21 protein-coding genes are annotated in these 23,424 nt (G+C 69.7%); 6 read left to right on the top strand and 15 right to left on the bottom strand.

What is annotated here, in order from left to right:
• Window positions 1–245 precede the first annotated feature (245 nt).
• Complete coding sequence (cysC, locus tag BST28156_RS17375) at window positions 246–785, top strand: adenylyl-sulfate kinase (RefSeq protein WP_060245316.1); 540 nt, start codon at window positions 246–248, stop codon at window positions 783–785.
• Between the two features lie 46 nt (window positions 786–831).
• Here cysC and BST28156_RS17380 read toward each other — a convergent pair whose 3' ends face one another.
• The 10 genes from BST28156_RS17380 to hutH all read right to left on the bottom strand — a co-directional run bounded on the left by BST28156_RS17380 (window position 832) and on the right by hutH (window position 13,326).
• Window positions 832–2,265, bottom strand: coding sequence for an aspartate aminotransferase family protein (locus tag BST28156_RS17380; RefSeq protein ID WP_174902881.1), 1,434 nt, complete (start codon window positions 2,263–2,265; stop codon window positions 832–834).
• 31 nt (window positions 2,266–2,296) lie between these two features.
• Window positions 2,297–3,634: a glutamine synthetase family protein gene (locus tag BST28156_RS17385; protein ID WP_060246493.1), complete on the bottom strand. Its 1,338-nt coding sequence runs from the start codon at window positions 3,632–3,634 to the stop codon at window positions 2,297–2,299.
• Between the two features lie 12 nt (window positions 3,635–3,646).
• Window positions 3,647–4,453 carry a gamma-glutamyl-gamma-aminobutyrate hydrolase family protein gene (locus BST28156_RS17390; RefSeq protein ID WP_060246550.1) on the bottom strand — a complete coding sequence of 269 codons (807 nt, stop codon included), beginning with the start codon at window positions 4,451–4,453 and terminating at the stop codon, window positions 3,647–3,649.
• 738 nt (window positions 4,454–5,191) lie between these two features.
• A complete protein-coding gene (hutG, locus tag BST28156_RS17395; protein WP_174902882.1) occupies window positions 5,192–5,989 on the bottom strand; it encodes an N-formylglutamate deformylase in 798 nt (265 codons plus the stop codon).
• Between the two features lie 59 nt (window positions 5,990–6,048).
• Complete coding sequence (locus BST28156_RS17400) at window positions 6,049–7,425, bottom strand: formimidoylglutamate deiminase (RefSeq protein WP_174902883.1); 1,377 nt, start codon at window positions 7,423–7,425, stop codon at window positions 6,049–6,051.
• A gap of 111 nt (window positions 7,426–7,536) precedes the next feature.
• Window positions 7,537–8,757: an imidazolonepropionase gene (gene hutI, locus BST28156_RS17405; protein WP_174902884.1), complete on the bottom strand. Its 1,221-nt coding sequence runs from the start codon at window positions 8,755–8,757 to the stop codon at window positions 7,537–7,539.
• Between the two features lie 4 nt (window positions 8,758–8,761).
• Entirely contained in the window at window positions 8,762–9,373 is a 612-nt protein-coding gene (locus BST28156_RS17410) for a HutD/Ves family protein (RefSeq protein WP_174902885.1), read from the bottom strand.
• A gap of 2 nt (window positions 9,374–9,375) precedes the next feature.
• Complete coding sequence (hutU, locus tag BST28156_RS17415; protein WP_060246498.1) at window positions 9,376–11,064, bottom strand: urocanate hydratase; 1,689 nt, start codon at window positions 11,062–11,064, stop codon at window positions 9,376–9,378.
• A gap of 38 nt (window positions 11,065–11,102) precedes the next feature.
• Window positions 11,103–11,798, bottom strand: coding sequence for a histidine utilization transcriptional repressor HutC (hutC, locus tag BST28156_RS17420; RefSeq protein WP_009689679.1), 696 nt, complete (start codon window positions 11,796–11,798; stop codon window positions 11,103–11,105).
• Between the two features lie 4 nt (window positions 11,799–11,802).
• On the bottom strand, window positions 11,803–13,326 hold the full coding sequence (gene hutH, locus BST28156_RS17425; protein WP_059604512.1) for a histidine ammonia-lyase: 1,524 nt from the start codon (window positions 13,324–13,326) through the stop codon (window positions 11,803–11,805).
• A 214-nt stretch (window positions 13,327–13,540) separates the two neighbouring features.
• Between hutH and BST28156_RS17430 the strand changes: the two genes are divergently transcribed.
• Window positions 13,541–14,446 carry a glutamate/aspartate ABC transporter substrate-binding protein gene (locus tag BST28156_RS17430; RefSeq protein WP_059604510.1) on the top strand — a complete coding sequence of 302 codons (906 nt, stop codon included), beginning with the start codon at window positions 13,541–13,543 and terminating at the stop codon, window positions 14,444–14,446.
• 13 nt (window positions 14,447–14,459) lie between these two features.
• On the opposite strand, the gene BST28156_RS17435 is transcribed toward BST28156_RS17430, so the two are convergent.
• Window positions 14,460–15,215 carry a 4'-phosphopantetheinyl transferase family protein gene (locus tag BST28156_RS17435; RefSeq protein WP_059604507.1) on the bottom strand — a complete coding sequence of 252 codons (756 nt, stop codon included), beginning with the start codon at window positions 15,213–15,215 and terminating at the stop codon, window positions 14,460–14,462.
• A gap of 84 nt (window positions 15,216–15,299) precedes the next feature.
• Window positions 15,300–16,340 carry an alpha/beta hydrolase family protein gene (locus BST28156_RS17440; RefSeq protein ID WP_174902886.1) on the bottom strand — a complete coding sequence of 347 codons (1,041 nt, stop codon included), beginning with the start codon at window positions 16,338–16,340 and terminating at the stop codon, window positions 15,300–15,302.
• Window positions 16,341–16,572: 232 nt separating this feature from the next.
• On the opposite strand from BST28156_RS17440, the gene BST28156_RS17445 reads away from it, so the two are divergent.
• The 3 genes from BST28156_RS17445 to BST28156_RS35005 all read left to right on the top strand — a co-directional run bounded on the left by BST28156_RS17445 (window position 16,573) and on the right by BST28156_RS35005 (window position 19,025).
• Complete coding sequence (locus BST28156_RS17445; RefSeq protein ID WP_174902887.1) at window positions 16,573–17,514, top strand: LysR substrate-binding domain-containing protein; 942 nt, start codon at window positions 16,573–16,575, stop codon at window positions 17,512–17,514.
• 165 nt (window positions 17,515–17,679) lie between these two features.
• Window positions 17,680–18,912: an MFS transporter gene (locus BST28156_RS17450; RefSeq protein ID WP_254596391.1), complete on the top strand. Its 1,233-nt coding sequence runs from the start codon at window positions 17,680–17,682 to the stop codon at window positions 18,910–18,912.
• Entirely contained in the window at window positions 18,903–19,025 is a 123-nt protein-coding gene (locus tag BST28156_RS35005) for a hypothetical protein (protein ID WP_060246505.1), read from the top strand. The genes BST28156_RS17450 and BST28156_RS35005 overlap by 10 nt, the downstream gene beginning before the upstream one ends.
• A 26-nt stretch (window positions 19,026–19,051) precedes the next feature.
• On the opposite strand, the gene BST28156_RS17455 is transcribed toward BST28156_RS35005, so the two are convergent.
• Window positions 19,052–20,530: a cryptochrome/photolyase family protein gene (locus tag BST28156_RS17455; RefSeq protein WP_174902888.1), complete on the bottom strand. Its 1,479-nt coding sequence runs from the start codon at window positions 20,528–20,530 to the stop codon at window positions 19,052–19,054.
• Between the two features lie 442 nt (window positions 20,531–20,972).
• Here BST28156_RS17455 and BST28156_RS17460 point away from each other — a divergent pair, with 442 nt between their 5' ends.
• Window positions 20,973–21,452 (top strand): SRPBCC domain-containing protein, encoded by a 480-nt coding sequence (locus BST28156_RS17460; RefSeq protein WP_060246506.1) that lies wholly within the window; start codon window positions 20,973–20,975, stop codon window positions 21,450–21,452.
• A 151-nt stretch (window positions 21,453–21,603) separates the two neighbouring features.
• Here BST28156_RS17460 and BST28156_RS17465 read toward each other — a convergent pair whose 3' ends face one another.
• Both BST28156_RS17465 and BST28156_RS17470 read right to left on the bottom strand, forming a co-directional pair.
• Window positions 21,604–22,584, bottom strand: a complete 981-nt coding sequence (locus BST28156_RS17465) for an acetyltransferase (protein ID WP_174902889.1) — start codon at window positions 22,582–22,584, stop codon at window positions 21,604–21,606.
• A 17-nt stretch (window positions 22,585–22,601) separates the two neighbouring features.
• Window positions 22,602–23,393 carry an SDR family oxidoreductase gene (locus BST28156_RS17470; RefSeq protein ID WP_174902890.1) on the bottom strand — a complete coding sequence of 264 codons (792 nt, stop codon included), beginning with the start codon at window positions 23,391–23,393 and terminating at the stop codon, window positions 22,602–22,604.
• Window positions 23,394–23,424 lie beyond the last annotated feature (31 nt).

Genomic DNA, 23,424 nt, shown 5'->3' on the forward strand with positions numbered 1-23,424 from the left:
GACGCGGGCCTTTTTCATTTCCGTGCCCCTTCCCTTCGATCGACAATCGCACGCGCATTCGCGACATCGCGGCCCATCGCCGTAATAGCCGGTAACGATTTCGTAACATCGCGCCGATATCGGCTGACTAGAATCGACGCACAAACAACGGCCGACCGAGGCGGCGCCGGCTCCCAGTCAATACGAACAGGACGGATGGCCCGGAACACGCATCGCGTGTCCGGTTCGCACCGTTCCGACTACCCATGACAACGTCCAACTCACATACGCTGTGGTTGACCGGCCTGAGCGGCGCCGGCAAATCCACGCTGTCGCGCGAAGTTGCCGCACATCTGCGCGAACACGATATCCCGGTCTGCATCCTCGACGGCGACGAACTGCGTTCGGGCGTCTCGCCCGATCTCGGCTTCAGGCGCGAGGACCGCGCCGAAAACTGCCGGCGCACCGCCGAAATCGCGAAGCTGCTGAACAGCCAGGGCATCACGGCCGTCGTCGCGCTGATCTCGCCGTACGCGGCAGACCGGCAGCTGGCGCGCGAGATCGTCGGCGACGAACGCTTCGTCGAGATCTACCTGAAGACCGACATCGCGACCTGCTCCGCGCGCGATCCGAAGCGGCTCTACGCCAAGGCGATGACGGGCCAGACGCGTCAGTTCACCGGCATCTCCGATCCATACGAGGCGCCCGTGTCGCCCGATCTCGTCATCGAGACCGGCGCGATGTCGATCGCCGATTCCGTCGCGCGCATCGTCGCGTTCGACCAGCAGCGCTTCGCCCATCTGTAGCCGCGCGACGCACGCGGCGACGCGGCCGCCGGCGGGCGACGCCCCGTCACGCCGCGCCGCCGATCCGCTGCGCCGTCGCATCGAACGCGCGCTTCGCCTTGTCGACGATCTCGTCGATCTCCTCCGTGCCGATCACCAGCGGCGGCGACAGCAGCATCCGGTCGCCGGTTGCGCGCATGATCAGGTTGCCGTTGAAGCAGAAGTCGCGGCAGATCGTGCCGATATCGACGCCTGCATCGAAGCGCGTGCGCCGCCGCCGGTCGCGCGCGAGCTGCACGCCCGCGACCAGCCCCGCCCCGGCAATCTCGCCGACGATCGGATGATCGCCGAGCGCTTCCGCCAGCCGCCGCTGGAAATACGGTCCGGTGTCCTGCTTCACGCGCGCGACGATCCCTTCGTCGCGCAGCAGCTTCAGGTTCGCGACCGCGACCGCGGCCGCCACCGGATGCCCCGAGTACGTGAGGCCGTGGTTGAATTCGCCGTTGTCGATGATCGGCCGTGCGACGCGCTCGTGGATGCCGACCGCGCCCATCGGGATATAGCCCGACGTCAGGCCCTTGGCCATCGTGATCAGGTCCGGCTCGAAGCCGAAGTGCTGGTGCGCGAACCATTCGCCGGTGCGCCCGAACCCGCCGATCACTTCGTCGGCGACCAGCAGGATGTCGTACTTGCGGCAGATCCGCTCGATCTCCGGCCAGTACGTCGACGGCGGGAAGATCACGCCGCCCGCGCCCTGGAACGGCTCGCCGATGAACGCCGCGACGTTCTCCGCGCCGAGTTCGAGGATCTTCGCTTCCAGCTGCTGCGCACGCGCGAGGCCGAACGCCTCGGGCGTCTCGCCCGGCTGCGCTTCGCCGAAGAAATACGGCTGGTCGATATGCACGATGTTCTCGACCTTCGACGGCATCTGCTCGTGCATGTAGCCCATCCCGCCGAGCGTGCCGCCGGCGATCGTCGAGCCGTGATAGCCGTTCTTGCGCGAGATCACGTATTTCTTCTGCGGCTTGCCCTGCACGCGCCAGTACTGGTGCACGACGCGCAGCACCGTGTCGTTGCCTTCCGAGCCGCTGTTGCAGTAGAAGAAGTGGTTGAAGCCGGCCGGCGTGACTTCCGCGAGCATCGCGGACAGCTCGATCACCGGCGGGTGCGTGGTCTTGAAGAACGTGTTGTAGAACGGCAGCTCCTGCAGTTGGCGATACGCGGCGTCGGCGAGCTCCTTGCGACCGTAGCCGACGTTCACGCACCAGAGGCCGGCCATCCCGTCGATGATCTTGTTGCCTTCCGAGTCCCACAGGTAGACGCCGTCGGCCTTCACGATCACGCGGCTGCCTGCGCGGTTCAGCGCGCCCATGTCGGAGAACGGGTGGATGTGGTGCGCGGCGTCGAGCGCGCGGTATTCGGCGGTCGAGCGCGCGGCTTGCGTCGTGCGGGCCGCGGGCGCGGCGGGCTGGATCCAGGCAGATTCGTTGCGGTACGTCATGTGTTTCCTCCGTATTGCGGTCGTTGCGCGCTTACACGTGCAGCAGCAGATGGCGGCGTTCCCACGAGCTGATCACGCGGAAGAACGCTTCGTATTCGGTGTCCTTCAGCGCCAGGTACGCCTTCACGAACTTGTCGCCGAGAATGCCGGCCAGCGGCGTGCACGCGGCCATCAGCGAGATGCCCTCCTCGAGATTGCGCGGCAGCTGGTACGGCAGGTCGTAGCCGTCCGACGCGATCGGTTCGGTCGGCGCGAGCTGTTGCGTGAGGCCGAGATAGCCGGCCGCGAGCGTCGCCGCGAACGCGAGGTACGGGTTGCAGTCGACGCCCGGAATCCGGTTCTCGATGCGCCGCGCGACCGGGCTCGACTGCGGGATCCGGAAGCCGACCGTGCGGTTGTCGTAGCCCCACTGCACGTTGATCGGCGCGGCCATGAAGCGCGACAGCCGGCGATACGAGTTGATGTACGGCGCAAAGATCGGCATCAGCGCCGGCGTGTACTTCTGCAGGCCCGCGAGATAGCTGTGGAACAGCGGCGAAACCGCGCCGTCCTCGTCGGCGAACAGGTTGCGGCCGGTGCGCGCATCGGCGAGGCTCTGGTGGATGTGCATCGCGGAGCCCGGCTCGCCTTCCATCGGCTTGGCCATGAAGGTCGCATACATGTTGTGGCGCAGCGCGGCCTCGCGCACCGTGCGCTTGAACAGGAACACCTGGTCGGCCAGCGACAGCGCGTCGCCGTGCACGAAGTTGATCTCCATCTGCGCGGCGCCGACTTCGTGGATCAGCGTCTCGATGTCGAGGCCCTGCATTTCGCAGTACTCGTAGATGTCCTCGAACAGCGGATCGAACTCGTTGACGGCCTCGATCGAATACGACTGACGCCCGGTTTCCGCGCGCCCGGTGCGGCCGACCGGCGGACGCAGCGGCAGGTCGGGATCGGCATTCATGTCGACCAGGTAGAACTCGAGTTCCGGCGCGACCACCGGCTTCCAGCCCTTGGCCTTGTACAGGTCGAGCACGCGGCGCAGCACGTAGCGCGGCGAGATCTCGACCGGCGAGCCGTCGAAATGGACGCAGTCGTGGATCACCTGTGCGGTCGGGTCGACCGCCCACGGGATCAGGCAGATCGTCGACGGATCGGGCACGCAGACCATGTCGGGATCGGTGACGCCGGTCAGCGTGCCGTCTTCCGGATAGTCGCCGGTGACGGTCTGCACCATCACGGCCTGCGGCAATCGCATCGATTCGCCGGATTCGAATTTGTTGCGCGGAATGATCTTGCCGCGCGCGATGCCGGCCATGTCGGGAATGATCGCCTCGACCTCGGTGATGCGATGCTGACGCAGGAATTCGCTCAGTTCGGGTTGCATGATCGGCCTCTTTCAGTCGACGTCGGATGCGGACGGCAGCGGCGACTCGCCGCCGGCCGCATGAATGCGATGCGTCATGCGTGCGCGGCACGCCGCGCCGAATGCCGCGAAGATGGCGCGCGACAGCGGCTGTTCCGCGTAGCGCCACTCGGGATGCCACTGCACGCCCAGCGCGAATGCGCGCGCGCCGCGCACGCTGACGGCCTCGACCAGCCCGTCGGGCGCGCTCGCCTCGACGGCGAGCCCCGCACCGACGCGCGCAATGCCCTGGTCGTGCAGCGAATTGACTGTCGCTTCGCGCGCGCCGTGCGCGATCCGCTGCAGCAGCCCGTCGGCCGCGAACTGCACGACGTGCGCGGGGCCGTACTGCCGCTCGAGCGGATCGTCCAGTCGCTCGCGGTGATCGTCGAAGCCCGCGGTCGCATGCAACCGCTGATGCAGCGTGCCGCCGTAGGCGACGTTCAGCTCCTGCATGCCGCGGCAGATCGCGAGCACCGGCACGCCCGCGTCGATCGCCGCGCGGATCAGCGGCAGCGCGGTCGCGTCGCGCGCGGGATCGTGCAGCGTGTCGGGCGCGCTGGTCTCGCCGCCATAGTGATGCGGCTCGACGTTCGAATAGCTGCCGGTCAGCAGCAGCCCGTCGATCGATGCGGCGATCGCGGCGGCCGGCTGCCGCGCGCCGAGCGCGGGCAAGACGAACGCGAGCACGCCCGCGCCGTCAATCAGCGCGGCGAGGTATTTCTCGCCGGCCGTATGGTTCGGGTGGGCACCGCGCATGATGCGGTCGGCGGTGACGGCTACGATCGGGCGCGCCCGCATGATCGCGTCTCCGGTGACGGCGCGACGCGCGGCCGCGCGCTGGACGAACAAAGCCCGCGCCGTGCCGGCATGCGCATGACGCGCTGCGTCGCGCACCCACGGACGATCCGGCCGCCCAAGCGGTGCGGCGGCAGGCGATGCGGGCCGGTGTGGAAGCGGAAACGGACGCTAGGGCAACAACGAAGCGCTGCCGTCGCACTGCACCGCGCTGAATACGTGCACGGTCACGAGGTTGAAGCGGCGCAGGCCGCGAGGAGAGGCAATGAAAAAACGAGGCTCGCGCAAACGGGCGGCACGCGTGCCGCGATCAGCATGCCGGTTCGTCCCGGCCTGATGCGGCGCGCCCGCCGACGGACTTCGGGTCCGGCGTATCGATGGGCTGGCGGCTTTCACGATCGTACTCGACTGACTGATGAAGGCAGGACACGTGTCGCGGTCAAGCGGATACGGCGCGCGGCACGTCGGCTAGACATCACGGCGCCCCGGCGCGGCGCGGTTCGGTGTCCCGGATGCCCGCCCCGCCGATGCGTATGTGACGACTCCCTGACATTCAGCTTATATCACCTAAAAATTGCGTCAAATTTTCAGGTACCGATCGCGACTCCGGCCAGACGAAAAAAACGGCGTCGATCCGGACGAATCGATGCCGTTTTTGTGCGTTGCGGTCGCGCATGCGCGAAGCGGCGCAGGCCGCCCCGCTCCGTTTCGCCGCACCGCCGCAACGGGGCGGCGCGATGCTCAGCGATGCGCGAGCGCGGTTTCGACGAGCGTCTGCAGCAGCGGCGCGACCTGTGCCGCGCGCGCTTCGTCGTACGCGTACGGGCGCGTTTCTTCCATGTAGGTGATCTGCGACAGTTCGAGCTGCACGGCCTGCACGCCGGTGGCGGGCACGCCGTAGTGACGCGTGATGTAGCCGCCCTTGAAGCGCCCGTTCGCGACGGCCGTGTAGCCGCCGTGTTCGAGCACGCGCGCGGCGAGCGCTTCGGCCAGGCCGGGCGCGGCGCTCGCGCCGCTCGACGTGCCGAAGTTGAAGTCCGGCAGGCGGCCTTCGAAGAAGCGCGGCACATGCGAGCGGATCGAGTGCGCTTCCCACACGAGCACGCGGCCGTGCTCGCGCTTCAACCGCTCGATTTCGCGTTGCAGCGCGCCGTGATACGGCAGCCAGTAACGATCGCGGCGGCGCATGATTTCGTCGTTGCCGGGCAGCGCGCCGGCCGGATACAGCGGCGCCTTGTCGAACGTGTCGACCGGCACGAGGCCCGTCGTGTCCTGCCCCGGGTACAGGTTCTCGTTGTCGGGCGGACGGTTCAGGTCGACGACGTAGCGCGCGTGCGACGGCACGAGGATCGACGCGCCGAGCGTCGCCGCGAACCCGTACAGGCGTTCGAGGTGCCAGTCGCAGTCGTCGACGAAGCGCGCGTCGGGCGTCATCGTCGCGGCGATGTCGTCGGGGATGTAGGTGCCTGCATGCGGAATCGAGATCAGCAGCGGCAGCGTGCCCTGCTTCAGCGTGAATACAGCCGGTTGTTCAGTCATGTCGCATCACCGTAGAAGTCGAGCGGCGCACGCATGCGGCGTGCGCCGGTTATCGCGCGTCAGCGCAGCAGTTGCGCCAGCGCGGCGCGGTAGTCGGCATACGCGGCGGCTTCGTCGCGATGGCGGCGGCCGCTCACGACGCGCTCGCCGCCCGTATAGACGTCGAGCACCGGCGTGTCGCCGTGCTCGGCGAATACCGCGCCCGACAGCCAGGCCGCGCTGTCGTGTTCGGCGATCGCCGGGTGGTCGGGGTCGAGCACCAGCCAGTCGGCGCGGCAGCCTTCGCGCAGCGCGCCGATGCGCCGCCCGCTCGCCTGCGCGCCGCCCGCGAGCGACGCATCGAACAGACGATCCGCGACGCGGGCCTGCGTCTCGCTCGCGAGCACGTTGCGCGCGCGGTGCACGAGCCGCTGCCCGTATTCGAGCAGGCGCAGTTCCGCGCGCCAGTCGACCGATGCGTGGCTGTCGGAGCCGACGCCGATCACGCCGCCGTGCGCGAGATAGTCGACGGCCGGAAACACGCCGTCGCCGAGATTCGCCTCGGTCGTCAGGCACAGGCCGGCCACCGCGCGACGCTTCGCGAGCGCCTGCGTCTCGGCCGCGTCGATGTGCGTCGCATGCACGAGGCACCAGCGCGCATCGACGTCGAAGCGGTCGAGCAGCCACTGCACGGGGCGTGCGCCGTACGCGCGCACGCAGTCGTCGACCTCGGCCGTCTGCTCGGCGATATGGATATGCACGGGCGCGTCGTCGGGCAGTCCGTCGAGCAGCACGCGCAGGCCGTTTTCGGACACCGCGCGCAGCGAGTGCGGCGCGACGCCGTAGCGCAGCCCGCCATGCTCGGGCGCGGCACGGCGCATCGCGTCGAGCAGTTCGAGCAGGCCGTCGGGCGTGTTGATGAAGCGGCGCTGGTCGTCGCGCGGCGGCTTGTTGCCGAAGCCGGCGAACTGGTACGACACCGGCAGCATCGTGATGCCGATGCCGGCCGAGCGCGCAGCGCCGACGACGCGCGTGCCGAGCTCCGCGAGCTGCGGATAGCGGGAGCCGTCCTGCGCGTGATGCACGTAGTGGAATTCGCACACCGACGTGTAGCCGCACTTGAGCATCTCGACGTACAGCCAGCGCGCGATCGCCGCGAGCGCATCGGGCGTGATCTTCAGCGCGAAGCGGTACATCAGGTCGCGCCAGCTCCAGAAGCTGTCGGCCGGATTCGCGCGGTATTCGGTAAGGCCCGCCATCGCGCGCTGGAACGCATGCGAGTGCAGGTTCGGCATGCCCGGCAGCACGGGCCCGGCTGCGTGCGCGACACCTGCCGGCGCGTCGGTGTCGGGCGTCACGTCGGTCAGCGTGCCGTTCGCGTCCCAGCGCAGCAGCACGTTGCGGCGCCAGCCGTCGGGCAGATACGCATGGTCCGCAAACAATATCGAATCGGTCATCGTGAGTCCTTTGTCGGGCGGACTTGGCGCTTTAGCGCTTAGTCCACCCCCATGCAAAGCTGTCGGGTGGACTTGGCGCTTTAGCGCTTAGTCCGACCCCATGCAAAACCGTCAATTCACGCGACGAAACACCGTCGTCCCGCCGCGCACGACCTGCTCGCACAGCGGCCGGCCGATCCAGTAAGCCAGCTCCGACAGCGAACCGGCCGACCACACCGCGAAGTCGGCACGACGACCGACCTCGAGCGCGCCATGAGCATCCGCCCGGCCGAGCGCCGCGGCCGCATGGCGCGTGACGCCCTGCAGCACCTCGGGCACCGTCATGCGGAACAGCGTGCACGCGAGATTCATCGTCAGCAGCAGCGATTCGAGCGGCGACGTGCCCGGGTTGTGATCGGTCGCGAGCGCGATCGGCACGCCGTGCTTGCGCAGCAGTTCGATCGGCGGCAATTGCGTTTCGCGGATGAAGTAGTACGCACCGGGCAGCAGCACGGCGACCGTGCCGGCCGCCTTCATCGCCTCGATGCCGGCTTCGTCGAGAAATTCGAGGTGGTCGGCGGACAGCGCGCGATAACGCGCGGCCAGCGCAGTGCCGCCCGCGTTCGACAACTGCTCCGCGTGCAGCTTCACGGGCAGCCCGCGGCGCGTCGCGGCCTCGAACACGCGCTCGGTCTGCGCGAGCGAAAAGCCGATGCGCTCGCAGAACACGTCGACCGCGTCGACGAGGCCTTCGCCGGCCAGCGCCGGCAGCATCCGGTCGCACACTTCGTCGATGTACGCATCCGCGCGGCCCGCGTATTCGGGCGGCAGCGCATGCGCACCGAGGAAGGTCGTGTAGACCGACACCGGGAAGCGCTCGCCGAGCTGGCGCGCGACGCGCAGCATCTTGCGCTCGCTCGCGAGATCGAGCCCGTAGCCCGACTTGATCTCGATCGCGGTCACGCCTTCGGCGAGCAGCGGCTGCAACCGCGCGGCGGCCTGCACGAACAGCGTGGTCTCGTCGGCCGCGCGCGTCGCGCGCACCGTCGACACGATCCCGCCGCCCTGCCGCGCGATTTCCTCGTAGCTGACGCCCGCGAGGCGCTGCGCGAATTCGTCGGCGCGCGTGCCGCCGTAGACGAGGTGCGTATGGCAGTCGACGAGGCCCGGCGTCACCCACGCGCCGTGCAGATCCTCGCGCTGCCAGTGTGCATAACCGTGCGGCAGCTCGCCGAATGCGCCGAGCCACACGATCGTGCCGGTTTCGTCGACGGCGATCGCCGCATCGTCGATCGTTTCGTCGGGATGGCCGTGCGCGCACAGCCTCAGGTGATGCCAGACAGTCGGTTTCATGCGTTCAGTCTCGTTCGCCGACGGCAAGCGATACGGCCAGCAGCGCACCGCCACCGCTCACGACGACGTCAAACGCACGCTGCAGCCCGTCGAGCCGCAGCGTGTCCATTTCTTCCAGTGCGTAGCGCGCGCCGGCGACCGCGACGTCGACGGCGCCCGCGGCGCAGAACAGCAGCACGGTATCGGCGCGCTCGACGCGATGCACGCCCGCGCGCCACACGTCGAGCGCGCCGCGCGCGGCCGAACGGCGCGTCATCAGGTTGAAGTCGCGGGTCGGCCCGTCGTGCAGCGTCGCGTCGATCGCCGTTTCGCCGGCGAAATCCGCGCGCGCGAGCGGCGCATCGAGCACGTGGCGCGCGCCGTCGGCCGCCGCGAGCGTCATGCCCGCGCCGGACAGCAGCACCAGCGTGCGGTCGATTCCGTCGAAGCGCGAGAACGGCCCGGCCGCGCCGACGTCCGCGACGCTGACGCGCCATGCGAACGCATCGAGCGCGGCGCCGGGCGGAAATGCGGCGATCTCGCGCGTCACGCCGCCGCCGTTCTTCCACGGCGACGCGACGAGATCCGCCGCGCGGGTCAGCGCGGCGGACACGGGCGCCTGGTCGAGCGCCGTCATGCTCAGCGGCCGAGCATCGGCAGCTTCAGGCCGGCTTCGCGGGCCGTCTGCTGCGCGAGTTCGTAGCCGGCATCCGCATGGCGCATCACGCCCGTCGCCGGGTCGTTCAGCAGCACGCGACCGAGACGCTCGTGCGCGTCGGCCGTGCCGTCGGCGACGATCACGACGCCCGAGTGCTGCGAGAAGCCCATGCCGACGCCGCCGCCGTGGTGCAGCGACACCCACGATGCGCCGCCTGCCGTGTTCAGCAGCGCGTTGAGCAGCGGCCAGTCGCTGACCGCGTCCGAGCCGTCCTTCATCGATTCGGTCTCGCGGTTCGGGCTCGCGACCGAACCCGTGTCGAGGTGGTCGCGGCCGATCACGATCGGCGCCTTCAGCTCGCCGTTCTTCACCATCTCGTTGAACGCCTGGCCGAGGCGGTAGCGATCCTTCACGCCGACCCAGCAGATCCGCGCCGGCAGGCCCTGGAACGCGATGCGCTCGCGCGCCATGTCGAGCCAGTTGTGCAGGTGCGGATCGTCGGGGATCAGCTCCTTCACCTTCTGGTCGGTCTTGTAGATGTCTTCCGGATCGCCTGACAGCGCGACCCAGCGGAACGGCCCCTTGCCTTCGCAGAACAGCGGACGGATGTACGCCGGCACGAAGCCCGGGAAGTCGAACGCGTTCTCGACACCCATTTCCAGCGCCATCTGGCGGATGTTGTTGCCGTAGTCGAGCGTCGCCGCGCCGCGTTCCTGCAGCGTCAGCATCGCGCGCACCTGGGCGGCCATCGACTGCTTCGCGACCTTCACGATGCTTTGCGGATCGACCTTCTGCGCTTCGCGCCATTGCGCGACGGTCCAGCCCTGCGGCAGGTAGCCGTTGATCGGGTCGTGCGCGCTGGTCTGGTCGGTCACGCAGTCCGGCGTGACGCCGCGCTGGACGAGCTCCGCGAACACGTCGGCCGCGTTGCCGAGCAGGCCGACCGACACTGGCTTGCCGGTGCGCTTCGCTTCCTCGATCATGCCGAGCGCTTCGTCGAGCGTCGTCGCCTTCTTGTCGACGTAGCGCGTCTTCAGGCGGAAGTCGATGCGCGTCTCGTCGCATTCGACCGCGATCATCGAGAAGCCCGCCATCGTCGCGGCCAGCGGCTGCGCGCCGCCCATCCCGCCCAGGCCGCCCGTCAGGATCCAGCGGCCCGACGGATCGCCGTTGAAGTGCTGGTTCGCGACCGAGAAGAAGGTTTCGTAGGTGCCCTGCACGATGCCCTGGCTGCCGATGTAGATCCAGCTGCCGGCCGTCATCTGGCCGTACATCATCAGGCCCTTGCGGTCGAGCTCGTGGAAGTGGTCCCAGTTCGCCCAGTGCGGCACGAGGTTCGAGTTCGCGAGCAGCACGCGCGGCGCATCCTTGTGCGTGCGGAACACGCCGACCGGCTTGCCCGACTGGATCAGCAGCGTTTCGTTTTCCTCGAGATCCTTCAGCGACGCGAGGATCTGGTCGTAGCATTCCCAGTTGCGCGCCGCGCGGCCGATGCCGCCGTACACGACCAGCGCGTGCGGATGCTCGGCGACTTCCGGGTCGAGGTTGTTCTGGATCATCCGGTAGGCCGCCTCGGCCAGCCAGGTCTTGCAGACTTTCTCGCTGCCGCGCGGGGCGCGGATCGTGCGCGTCGGATCGAGACGGGGATCGATGTGTTTCGGATGGTTCATGACGACAGCTCCCGAAGGAAATGAAATATCAATAGGAATCAGAAATGCCCGGTGAAGCGATAACGGCTGCCGGGGTGCCACAGATTCGCCACCGAGGCGACGACGCCCTGCGACCAGGTGCGCCGATGTAAAACCAGACACGGCTCGACGTCGTCCATCCGCAGCTGCTCGCGCCGCTCGGGCGCCGGGGCCGCCGCTTCGATCCGGTATTCGACGCGCTGCAGCGGAGCCGCGCGCATCAGGTACTGGTTCGGCGTCGTGTTCGTGAAATCCTGCCGGGCGTAATCCGGCGCGACCGCCGGATTCACCCACCGCTCTTCGAGCTGGACCGGCTCGTCGTTCTCGAAGTGCAGCACCTGCGAATGAAACAGCTTCGCGCGCACGGCCACCTGCATCTCGTCGGCGAGCGCCTCGTCGGCGCGGACCGTCTCGAGACCGAGCACGCGGGCGTGGTACGCATGCCCGCGCGCGTCGACCTCCTCCGAGATGCTGCGGATCGCCACCAGCGTCGACTCGTACTTCGGCCGCGCGACGTAGGTGCCCGCGCCCTTCATGCGGGTCAGCACCTGCTCGGCCGTCAACTCGCGCAGCGCGCGGTTGACGGTCATGCGCGCGACCCCGAACTCGCGGGCCAGTTCGTTCTCGGACGGCACCTGGTCGCCCTCGGCCCACTCGCCGGCGTGGATGCGGCCCAGGATGAAGTCCTTGATCTCCTGGTAGACCGGCGCGTTCATCGGCTTACTGTTCCGACGCGAACGAGAACGGCGCGACCTTCGCGAACGCACGCTCGCCGACGAGCTTCGCGATCACCGCGATGTCCGGTGCGAAGTAGTGGTCGAGCTCGTAGTGCGCGACCTTGCTGCGGATCGTTTCCATCACGCCGGCGAGCTTCGGGCTCGTGTGGTACGGCGCGCGCAGGTCGACGCCCTGGGCGGCGGCCAGCAGTTCGATCGCGAGGATGTGCTTGGTGTTGTCCGCGATGTCGGCGAGCTTGCGCGCGGCGAACGTCGCCATCGACACGTGGTCTTCCTGGTTCGCCGAGGTCGGCAGCGAGTCGACCGAAGCCGGATGCGCGAGCGTCTTGTTTTCCGAGGCCAGCGCGGCGGCCGTCACGTGGGCGATCATGAAGCCCGAGTTCACGCCGCCGTCCTTCACGAGGAACGGGGGCAGGCCCGACAGCGTCGCGTCGATCAGCAGCGCGATGCGGCGCTCGGCCAGCGCGCCGATTTCCGATGCGGCGAGCGCGAGGTTGTCGGCCGCGAACGCGACGGGCTCGGCGTGGAAGTTGCCGCCCGACAGCACTTCGCCGGTATCCGGGAAGATCAGCGGGTTGTCCGACACGGCGTTCGCCTCGACCAGCAGCACGTCGGCCGCGTGGCGCATCTGGTCCAGGCACGCGCCCATCACCTGCGGCTGGCAGCGCAGGCTGTACGGATCCTGCACCTTGTCGCAGTCGCGGTGCGACTGGTTGATCGGCGAGCCTTCGAGCAGTTCGCGGTAAGCCGCGGCCGCGTCGATCTGGCCTTGATGACCGCGCAGTTCGTGGATGCGCGCGTCGAACGGCTTCACCGAGCCGGCGGCCGCGTCGACCGACAGCGCGCCCGCGACCAGCGCGGTGCGATACAGGTCTTCGATCGCGAACATGTTGTCGAGCGCCAGCGCGGTCGATGCCTGCGTGCCGTTCAGCAGCGCGAGGCCTTCCTTCGCCTGCAGCGTCAGCGGCGCGAGGCCCGCGACGCGCAGACCGTCGAGTGCGCTGGCGCGCTCGCCGCGGATGAACACTTCACCGACGCCGAGCAGCACGGCCGACATGTGCGCGAGCGGCGCGAGGTCGCCCGATGCGCCGACCGAGCCCTTCACCGGGATCAGCGGCAGCACGTCGGCGTTGAACAGCGTGATCAGCGCGTCCATCACCTCGCGGCGGATGCCCGAGTGGCCGCGGCCGAGGCTCGACAGCTTCAGCGCCATCAGCAGGCGCACCGACGAGCGCGCCATCGGCTCGCCCACGCCGACCGCGTGCGACAGCACGAGGTTCTTCTGCAGCAGTTCGAGCTGGTCGTGCGGGATATGCGTGCTGGCCAGGCGGCCGAAGCCCGTGTTGATGCCGTACGCCGGCTCGCCCTTCGCGGCGATGTCGGCGACCGCCTTCGCGCCGGCGTCGATCTTCGCGAAGCTGGCCGGGTCGAGCTTCAGCTGCACGGACTCGCGTGCGATCCGACGCAGTTGCGGGAGGGTCAGGTGGCCGGGGGTAAGCGTGATCATGTGAGCAATCCTGTCTAGACAAGTTCGGGATGGATTGCAGTGTAGCCATCCAAACTTGTCTAGACAACCCGTTTTCACCGATTTCGACTCAGGAGTTTCCCTGATGTCCGCCCCGGCCCGCCGGCTCGGCCCGCGGCACCGCGGGTTTAACATATGTTGCAGTTATTTTGTCTTTGGCAACATACGGATCACCATTCGTCTACGGAGATCCGCCATGAACTTCCCGTCCCGGCTCGCCGCCCTGCTCGTCGCCGCCGGCGCGCTTGCCGGCGGCGCAGCGCACGCCGCCGAACCGCTCTCGGGCACGCTCGAGAAGATCCGGCAGAACAACCTGATCTCGATCGGCCATCGCGAAACCTCGGTGCCGTTCTCGTACGTCGATGCGAGCGGCAAGGTGATCGGCTTCTCGCAGGATCTGTGCGACCGCGTGATCGCCGCCGTGAAGGCGCGCACCGGCAAACCCGACCTGCAGGTGCGCTTCATCCCGGTCACGTCGCAGAACCGCATTCCGCTCGTGCAGAACGGCACCGTCGATCTCGAATGCGGCGTGACGACCAATCTCGCCGCGCGTCATGCGCAGGTCGCGTTCTCGACCACCTTCTTCGTCGCGACGACGCGCCTGCTCACGCGCACGAACTCGGGCATCCGCGACTTTCCCGATCTCGCCGGCAAGACGGTCGTGACGAACCAGGGCACGACGTCCGAACGCCTGCTGCGCAAGATGAACGAGGAAAAGAAGATGAACATGCAGATCATCAGCGCGAAGGACTACGGCGAAGGACGCCTCACGCTCGAATCGGGCCGCGCGGCCGCGTACATGATGGACGACGTGCTGCTCGCGGGCGTGCGCCAGCTCGCCGCGAAGCCGGCCGACTGGCAGATCGTCGGCACGCCGCAGTCGTCGGAAGCCTACGGGTTCATGCTGCGCAAGGACGATCCGCAGTTCAAGGCGCTCGTCGACGGCGTGCTTGTCCAGATGATGAAGCGCGGCGAGATCGACGCACTGTACGACAAGTGGTTCATGAAGCCGGTGCCGCCGAAGGGGCTGTCGTTCGACTTCCCGATGAGCGACGTGATCAAGGCGCGCTACGCGGCGCCGAACGACATGCCGCTCGAATGAGCGCCGGCGCCGCTCACGTGCGCGGCCACGCGACGCACGCCGCGTAGTCGGGCGCCGCGTCGAGCCACGCGGCGTCGAACGCGGCCACGCCGGCGGCGGGCGCGGCCGGCGCGACGATCGTCGTCGCGGGCGTTGCCGCGTCGCGCGGCGGCACGACCGCGAACGCGCCGAGCCCGCCGACGATGCCCGTGCCGAGCGCCTTGAGCAGCGCCTCCTTCGCGGCCCACACGCGCATGAACGCGGGTGCGCGCGCCGCGTCGGGCAGGCTGTCGAGATAGGCCGACTCGGCCGGCGCGCACACTTCGCGCGTGAGCGCACGCCAGTCGGTCGGTCGGCGGCACGATTCGATGTCGATGCCGACGCGGCCGGCGGGCGCCCACGCGATCAGCGCATGGTCGCCCGAGTGCGATACGTTGAAGTCGAGCGACGTGCAATGCGCGGCATCCAGCGACGGACGGCCCGACGCATCGACGACGATCGCGACCGCATCCGGCGCGACGCCCAGCGCCGCACCGAGCAATTCGCGCAGCGCGGCGCGCGTCGCGGCGCTGCGCACCGCGTCGTCGTGCCTCAGAAAGCGGGCGGCCCGCGCCCGCTCGGCGTCGCTCAACGACGCATACGCGGGCGACGCGAGCGGCACGTTCCAGTCGAAATCGATGCGGACGATCCGCACGCCGGCGCGGGACGCGGCAGGCGGTGCGTCGAGCGCGTGCATGCGATACGCGCGCGGCGTGTCGGCGGAAGCATCGAGAGCGGGCGGACGGGACATCGGATGTGCGGCGGGCTGTGACATGAAACGTCCGATGTTAATCGATCGCGCCGGCGCGCGATCCATGTCGTGTCGCGTGCGCCGCTACCCGTTCGCGACGACACCCGGCACGCCGATGCCCGTCGGCCGCTCGCGCAGCGCCGGATGGCGCGCATGCGCGTAGCCCGGCGCATCGGCCGGCAGCGCGCCGTGCTGCAGCCAGTACAGCGCGAGCGGCCACAGCGTGTCGGTAAAGCGGCTGTGGAAAAACGCGAAATGGCCGATCGCCTCGACGCCGATGTCGCGCGGCGCGATCCGCCAGTGCGTGACGTCGCTGCCGGTGTAGTAGCCGACCAGCCGCTCGATCGCGTCGACGGTGCCGAATTCGTCGTCGTCGAGACCGATCGCGAGCATCGGCGCGGTCAGCCGCGCGAAGCGCGCGGGCAGCGCGGCGCGGCCCGCGGCGGTTTCGGCCAGCAGGCCGCCGGTGTAGACGTCCTCGAAACGCGGCCGCGAGCGCGCCCACGACAGCGCGACGCCGCGCGGCGTGTCCTCCATCCAGCCGAGCCGCTTCGCGGGCACGTAGCCGAACACGGCCGCGAGCGCCGGCATCGCGACGTGCCACTTCCACCACATGCGCCGCCGCACGGCCGGCAGATAGTCGCGCCAGTACGCGTACTGCGAACCGACCGTCAGCACATGCCGCACCTGCACGTTCGACGCGGCAAGCCCGAGCGCGAACCCGCCGACGCTGTGCGCGACCACGTCGAGCGGCTGCCCCGGAAACGCGTCGCGCGCGTATTGCAGCGCAGCCTCGCAGTCGAGCCGCCCCCAGTCGAGCCAGTTCGCCCGCAGCGTCGCGAGCCGCTCGGGGCGCGACCCGCCGATGCCGCGATAGTCGTACACGAGCACGTCGCGCCCCTGTGCGAACAGCCAGGCCGCGAAACGGAAGTAGTAGTCGCAGCGCACCGAGGTCGCGCAATTGACGACCGTCACCGGCCGCCCGGCCGCGCCGCCGCGATGCCGCCACACATGGCCGCGCAGCGCGTAGCCGTCGGCCGCGCGCAGCGTCACGGGTTCGGGCGGCAGCGCGCCCGTTTTGCGTTCGCCGCGCGCCGGCTCGCTTCCTTCGTTCGAAATCGTCATCCTGTCTCCTGTCGATCGCGGCCGGCGCTGCGGCGCCTGCCGTCGATCCGTGCTTCATGCCCGATCGGGCTCGGCGCTGCAGCGCGCGGCCCGTTCGTCCGCCACGCGGCCAGTGCGCGCCGCCTGATGCGGGAACCGCGACGCACCGGCGCGCGGCCGCCCGCCTCCATTGAACTTGACGCGCGCCGCGTTCTCAACCAATCTTGCTGCTTCGTTCGCATGAGCCACACGCATGTCAACGCCGCTCGTTCGTCTCCCGTCGCTGGACCTCGTCCGCGGTTTCGTCGCGGTCGGACGCCGCATGAGCATCACGCTCGCCGCGCAGGATCTGTGCGTCACGCAGTCGGCGGTCAGCCGGCAGATCCACGCGCTCGAAGCCCATCTCGGTGTCGCACTGCTGCGGCGCGGCTACCGGACCATCGCGTTCACGCCGGAAGGCGAGCGGCTGTTCCGCGCCGCCGATGCGGCGCTGCACAGCCTGCAGGACACCGTCGCGTCGCTCGCGGCCGCGCGCGAGCGCCAGCCGGTCACGATCACCGCGAGCATCGGCGTTACCGCACTGTGGCTGCTGCCGCGACTCGGGCGCCTGCAGGCGCGTCTGCCGGAGATCGACCTGCGCGTGGCCGCGAACGACAAGGTACTCGATTTGCGCACCGAAGGCATCGACCTCGGGATTCGCTACTGTCCGCGCGACCGCGCGCCGGGCGGCGCGCTGCGCCTGTTCGATGAGATCGTGCTGCCGGTCGCGCACCCGGCGCTCGCCGCACGCCCGCTCGTCGACGCCGCCGCGCTCGCCGACCACGTACTGCTCGAGTTCGACGGACCGCAGCAGCCCCACCTGCAATGGCGCACGCACCTGCACGCGGCCGGGCTCGGCGACGCGCGCCCGAAGGGCGTGCTGCGCTTCAACCAGTACGATCAGGTGATCCAGGCTGCAATCGCGGGCCAAGGCGTCGCGCTCGGGCGGCTCGCGCTGGTCGCGCCGATGCTGTCGGACGGGCGGCTCGCGGTGCTCGGCCCGCGCCCGCGCGCGCAGCCGGATCCGTACGGCTACTGGCTGTTCCAGCACGATGCGGCACCGCGGCGCGAAGTCGCCGAGGTGCGCGACTGGATGCTCGCGGAAGCCGCCGAATGCGATGCGATGATCCGCGCGCACGACGCGGCGCGGGACTGAACGCGCGTCGATCGTCGCAATGCAGCCGAGGCCGGCCGCCCGCCGCCTCGCATTCCCGCCACGCATGCGAACCTGACCGAATGATCGCTTGAGCCGGCGCCGGCCCGATCGTCTAATCGGACCAGACGCGGCCCTTGCGCCGCGCGCGTTCATCCGGAGACCCGCATGACCCCGATCGAGCAAGACGTCCGACGCCGCTGGCTGCCCGTGCTCGCGGGCGGCCTCATCATGGGTGCCGCGCTCGGCATCCGCCACGTGCAGGGCCTGTTCCTCGCGCCCGTCACGCTCGACCACGGCTGGTCGCGCGAAGCGTTCGGCCTCGCGCTCGCGTTGCAGAACCTGATCTGGGGCGTCGCGCAGCCGTTCACCGGCATGCTCGCCGACCGCTTCGGCTCGGTGCGCGTGATCGTCGTCGGGATGCTGCTGTACGCGGCCGGGCTCGTCACGATGGCGCATGCGACGTCGACCGGCGTATTTACGGTCGGCGCCGGGCTCGTGATCGGCATCGCGCTGTCGGGCTCCGCGTTCGCGTCGATCTACGGCGCGCTCAGCCGCCTGTTCCCGCCCGACCGGCGCGGCTGGGCGCTCGGCGTCGCCGGCGCGATCGGCGGGCTCGGCCAGTTCTGCATGGTGCCCGTCGCGCAGGAACTGATCGGCGGCATCGGCTGGCAGCATGCGTTCATTGCGCTGGCTGTCGTCGCGGCGCTGCTCGCGCCGCTCGCCGTGCTGCTGCGCGACCGCCCCGCCGAGGCTGCGGGCGCCGCCGCCGATGCCGATCAGTCGATCGGCGACGCGGTGCGCGAGGCGTTCGCGCATCGCGGCTTCTGGCTGCTCAATGCCGGCTTCTTCGCGTGCGGCTTCCAGCTCGCGTTCATCGCGACGCACCTGCCCGCCTACCTGCTCGATCACGGACTGCCGGCGCGCCACGCCAGCGTCGCGCTTGCGCTGATCGCACTGACCAACGTGGCCGGCACTTACGCGTGCGGTCATCTCGGCGGCCTGCTGCGGCGCAAGTACGTGCTGTCCGTGCTGTACCTCATGCGTGCGCTCGCGATGGCCGTGTTCGTCGCCGCGCCGCTGTCGCCCGCGAGCGTCTACGTGTTCGCTGCCGTGATGGGCTTCACGTGGCTCGGCACGGTGCCGCTGACCAACGGCGTGATCTCGCAGGTGTTCGGCGTGCGCTATATCGCGACGCTGTTCGGCTTCGTGTTCTTCGGGCACCAGCTCGGCAGTTTCTTCGGCGTGTGGCTCGGCGCGCTCGTGTACGACGCGATGCATTCGTACCTGCCGCTGTGGCTCGGCTCGATCGCGCTCGGCGTGCTGGCGGCGCTCCTGCATCTGCCGATCGACGACGCGCGCGTCGCGCGCCGCGCGCCGGGCGAGGCCGCGTGGGCATGATCCGCGCGACGCTCGCCGCCACCGCGCTCGCGTTCGTCGCGTGGTGCGGCGCCGCCTACTTCGATCCACACGTCGCGTTCGCGCTGCTCGAACACGTCGCGTTCTGCAATTGAAGGCGCGTGCCGCGCCGGCGTCGGGCTCAGCGCCGCTTCGGCAATGCGGCCAGCGCATCGAGCGCGCGACGACGCGCCGCGTCGTGCTCGACGAGCGGCGCCGGGTAATCGACGCCGAGCCGCACGCCGGCCGCTGCGAGTTCCAGCGGCGACGCCTGCCACGGCGCATGAATCGCCGCATCGTCGAGGCCCGCGAGCTCGGGCACCCAGCGCCGCACGTAGGCGCCGTGCGGATCGAACCGGCGGCCCTGCGCGACCGGATTGAAGATCCGGAAATACGGCGCGGCATCGGCGCCGCAGCCGGCCACCCACTGCCAGCTCGCCGCGTTGTTCGCGGGATCGGCGTCGACCAGCGTGTCCCGGAACCACGCTTCGCCCTCGCGCCAGTCGATCAGAAGATGCTTCGCGAGAAACGACGCGACGACCATCCGCACGCGGTTGTGCATCCAGCCCGTCGTCCACAGTTCGCGCAGGCCCGCATCGACGAGCGGATAGCCGGTCCGGCCGCGCTGCCACGCGCGCAGTGCGGCGGGATCGTCGCGCCACGGCATCGCGTCGAACTGCGCACGGAAGTTGTCGGTCGCGAGCGACGGGAAGTGATACAACAGCGCGTAGCTGAATTCGCGCCAGCCGAGCTCGCTCAGGAACTTGTCGGCACCTGCCGACCAGGCCGCGCCGCCCGCCTGCGCGGCCCCCTGGACCGCATGCCATACCTGCCGCGGCGACACGTTGCCGAAGCGCAGGAACGGCGACAGCCGGCTCGTCGCGGGCTGGTCCGGACGATCGCGCGCCCCCGCATAGCCGGCGAGCGACGCGCTCGCGAATGCGTCGAGCCGCGCGTGCGCGCCGGCTTCGTCGGGTGCGGGCCACGCGTCGCGCAAGCCGCCGGCCCAGTCCGGCGTGTGCGTGCGCAACGCGAGCGCGTCGAGCGTCAGCGCGCGTTCGCGCACGCTGTCCGGCCAGGAATGAAACACGATGTGCGCGGGTGCCGGCAGCGGCGCCTCGACGATACGGTCGCGGCGCGCCGCGCGCCAGTACGCGGTGAAGACCTGGAACGGCGCGCCGGCGCCGGTCAGCACCTCCCACGGCTCGTTCAGCAGGCTGCCGTTGCTGCTTTCGACCGCCAGCCCGCGCGCCTTGAGCGACGCCTTCAGCGCCGCATCGGCGTCGCGTTGCGGCTGCGCGTAGCGACGGTTCCAGTAGACCGCCGCCGCGCCCGTGTCGTGCGCGATGCGCTCGATCTCGTGCCGGGCGTCGCCGCGCAGCACCAGCAGGCGTCCGCCGTGACGCGCGAGCGCCGCGTCGAGCCCGGCCAACGAGCCGTGCAGCCACCAGCGCGCGGCGCCACCGAGCGGTCGCCCCGCGCCGGCGCCCGTGTCGTCGACGAACACGCAGACGAGCGGCCGGCCCGACGCGACCGCGCGCGTCAGCGCGGGCTGGTCGGTCAGGCGCAGATCGTCGCGGAACCAGACGATCGCAGGTGCAGCGGACGACGGGACGGGCACGGGTACCTCGAGGCGGGAAGCGGAACGTGATGCGTATTGTCGCGGGTGCGATGCGCGGTGTCGATGTTCGACGGGTGCAGTAACGCAGGGGTTCGCTGACGGTTGGCACGCGATCGCACCGCAGCGCCAGACCGTGGTTTTCATCGCGTGCTCCGGTCGCATGCCCTGCCCCGCTTCCCGTCCGCACCAGCCCCGTGAAACGCCCTAGTCCATTCCGACGATTCTTCGCGGCGCGCACCGGCCTACGCTCGATCTCGGGTTCGCCGCGATGCGCGGCACGCGCCGGCCGCCGCCGACGCAACGCATTCCGCGACGCACACCCACAGGCGCGCCCGCGCCGGCGGCCCTCATCTGCGCGCCGGCCGGCGTCGGCGCAAACGCTTTCGACCGCTGCCCGCCCCGCCCGTGCGCGGACGCGCGCGCAGCCCCATCCGATACCGCCATGACCAAACCCGCCAATCTCGTCACCTCGATCACCGTGGACATCGACGCACCGGCTTCCGTCGTCTGGGAAGTCTTGACCGACTTCCCGCGCTACGGCGAATGGAACAGCTTCTGCGTCGGCCTCGAAACGACCGGCCGCCTCGGCGATTTCGTGCACATGCAGGTGCGCATCCCGGGCACCGACACCGTGATCCCAGTCAATGAAATCCTCGTCGCGTTCGAGCCCGAACGCCTGCTGTCGTGGGAACAGCGACCGACCGACGACAACCAGGACGCCGCGCGCCGCGACCAGTACATCGAGGCCGACGGCGCCGAACGCTGCCGCTACTTCACGACCGACCAGTTCCTCGGCGTCAACGCGGACACCATCATGCAGAACCACGGCGCCTGGGTGCAGCAGGGCTTCGACCAGTGCGCGCGCGACGTGAAGCAGCGCGCGGAAACCCTGCATGCGGCGCGCCGCCGCAAAAGCGCATGACGGAGTCGCGCCGATGCCCGACCTGCAGACGTCGTCCGACCATCACGACATTCTCGAGCTGATCGTCGCGTATTGAGACTGGCTGATCCCGGCCGCTCCGACGCGACACGCTGCGCGTTCGATCCGCGGCGCGTTGCGTTCCGCGCTGCCGTCAGTCGAGGCGGAACGCCGCCTCGAAACGCGCGGCGAACGCGTCGAACTCGGCTTCCGGCAGATGATTGATGCCGCCCGCGCGCTTGCGCCCGCCGCCGGTCGGAAAGCCGCGGCAGAATTCGTCGGCGCCGAGCGGCCGGCCGTCGGGCACGCGCACGCTGACGACCAGCCCGCCGTCCGCGCGCGGCGACAGCACCGCGAGCGCCGCATGCGGCGCGCTGCGCATCCGCTCGTTCGCGAGCATGCCGGTCGCGCGCCGCGCCCACGGATGGTCAGGCATCCGGATCAGCGTCGCGCCCGGCACGTCGCGCCACGGCGCGAGCGCGCACGCGCGCGCCATGTCGTCGCGATAGCCGTCGCGCAGCGCGGCGAACACCGGCGTGTCGCGCACGAACGCGAGCGGATCGGCGCACGGCAGCATCGCGTCGGCCAGCGCCGCAGGATCGAAGTGCAGGTCGCCGATACACTCGCCGTACGCGTTGTAGTTCAGATAGAGCCCCAGCTCGGCGAACATGTCGCGCTCGGCCGCGCCGATCCCGTGCTCGCGCGCCAGCGCGTCGCCGAGCGCCGGCAGCTCGTCGCCGAACGCCGCGACGATTGCCCAGCGCGCGTGCCGGCCGCCGAGATGGCGGTTCACGATCGCGCTCGTGCAAACGTCGGCCGACGTGTCGATGTGCGCGACGAAGCACGGATCGCCGGGCAGCTCGCCCGCGAAGTGATGGTCGAAATAGCGGATCGTCACGCCGTCGCGCAGCAGCCGCGCGCATGCGTCGCGGTTCTGGTCGTGCGACACGTCGAGCACGGTGATGCGATCGCCGGCCCGTGCGTCGATCCGTTCGAGCAAGCGGATGTCGCGCTTCACGCCCGTCACGAGCGTGCCCTGCGCCCCTTCCGCGAGCCGCAGCTGCTGGAGCGCGCACAGACCGTCCGCGTCGCCGTTGAACGCGTAGAAGTGTCGTCCGTCGTGGTGCTGCTGCATGATCCGTGGCTCCATCGTCAGGGCATGAAATCGCCGCCGTTCGCGTCCAGCGTCGCGCCCGTCACCGCGTTCGCGTAATCCGACGCGAGGAACAGCGCGGCGCGCGCACAATCGTCGTCGGTCGGCAGCTTCGCGAGCGCGATATTCGATGCGATCGGCGCGATCAGTTGCGCTTCCGGCACGCCGTACTCGGCCGCGGCCTGCCGGAAATAGGTCTGCGTCGGCACGCCCCACATCCAGCCCATGTGGATGCTGTTCGCGCGAATGCCGTGCACGCCGAGCTCGCGAGCCAGGTATTTTGCCGCAACCGCGAGCGCGCCCTTCGACACAGCGTAGCCGGATTCCCCTGCAAAAGGCTTGCGGGTCGCCTGCGTGTTGATCATCACGATCGCGCCGCGCTTCTGCCGCTTCATGTGCGGCACGATTTCCTGAGTCAGCGCCATCGTGCCGAACACGTTGGTGTCGAACACCGCGCGCCAGCCGTCGAGGTCGGCCTCCTCAACGGGCTCGGGGAACGTGCCGTGCACGAATGCGCTGTTCACGAGCGCGTCGATCCGGCCGAAGCGCTCGACCGCCTGCGTCGCGAGCTGCCGGCATTGCGCGCGGTCGGTGATGTCGGTCGCCACCTTCAGCACCTCGCAGTCGACGCCGAGCTCGGCGATCCGCGCCTGTGCATCGTCGAGCTTCTGCGCGGTGCGCGCCGCGACGACGACGCCGCGCGCGCCTTCGCGTGCCGCCTCGACGGCGAGCTTCACGCCGAGCCCCGGCCCGATCCCGGAAATCACGACGATCTTGTCCTTCAGCAACATGGCTTGTCTCCTGGTTGTCGTTCGTCCCGCA

This window comes from Burkholderia pseudomultivorans (assembly GCF_902499075.1).
Classification (GTDB): Bacteria; Pseudomonadota; Gammaproteobacteria; order Burkholderiales; family Burkholderiaceae; genus Burkholderia; species Burkholderia pseudomultivorans.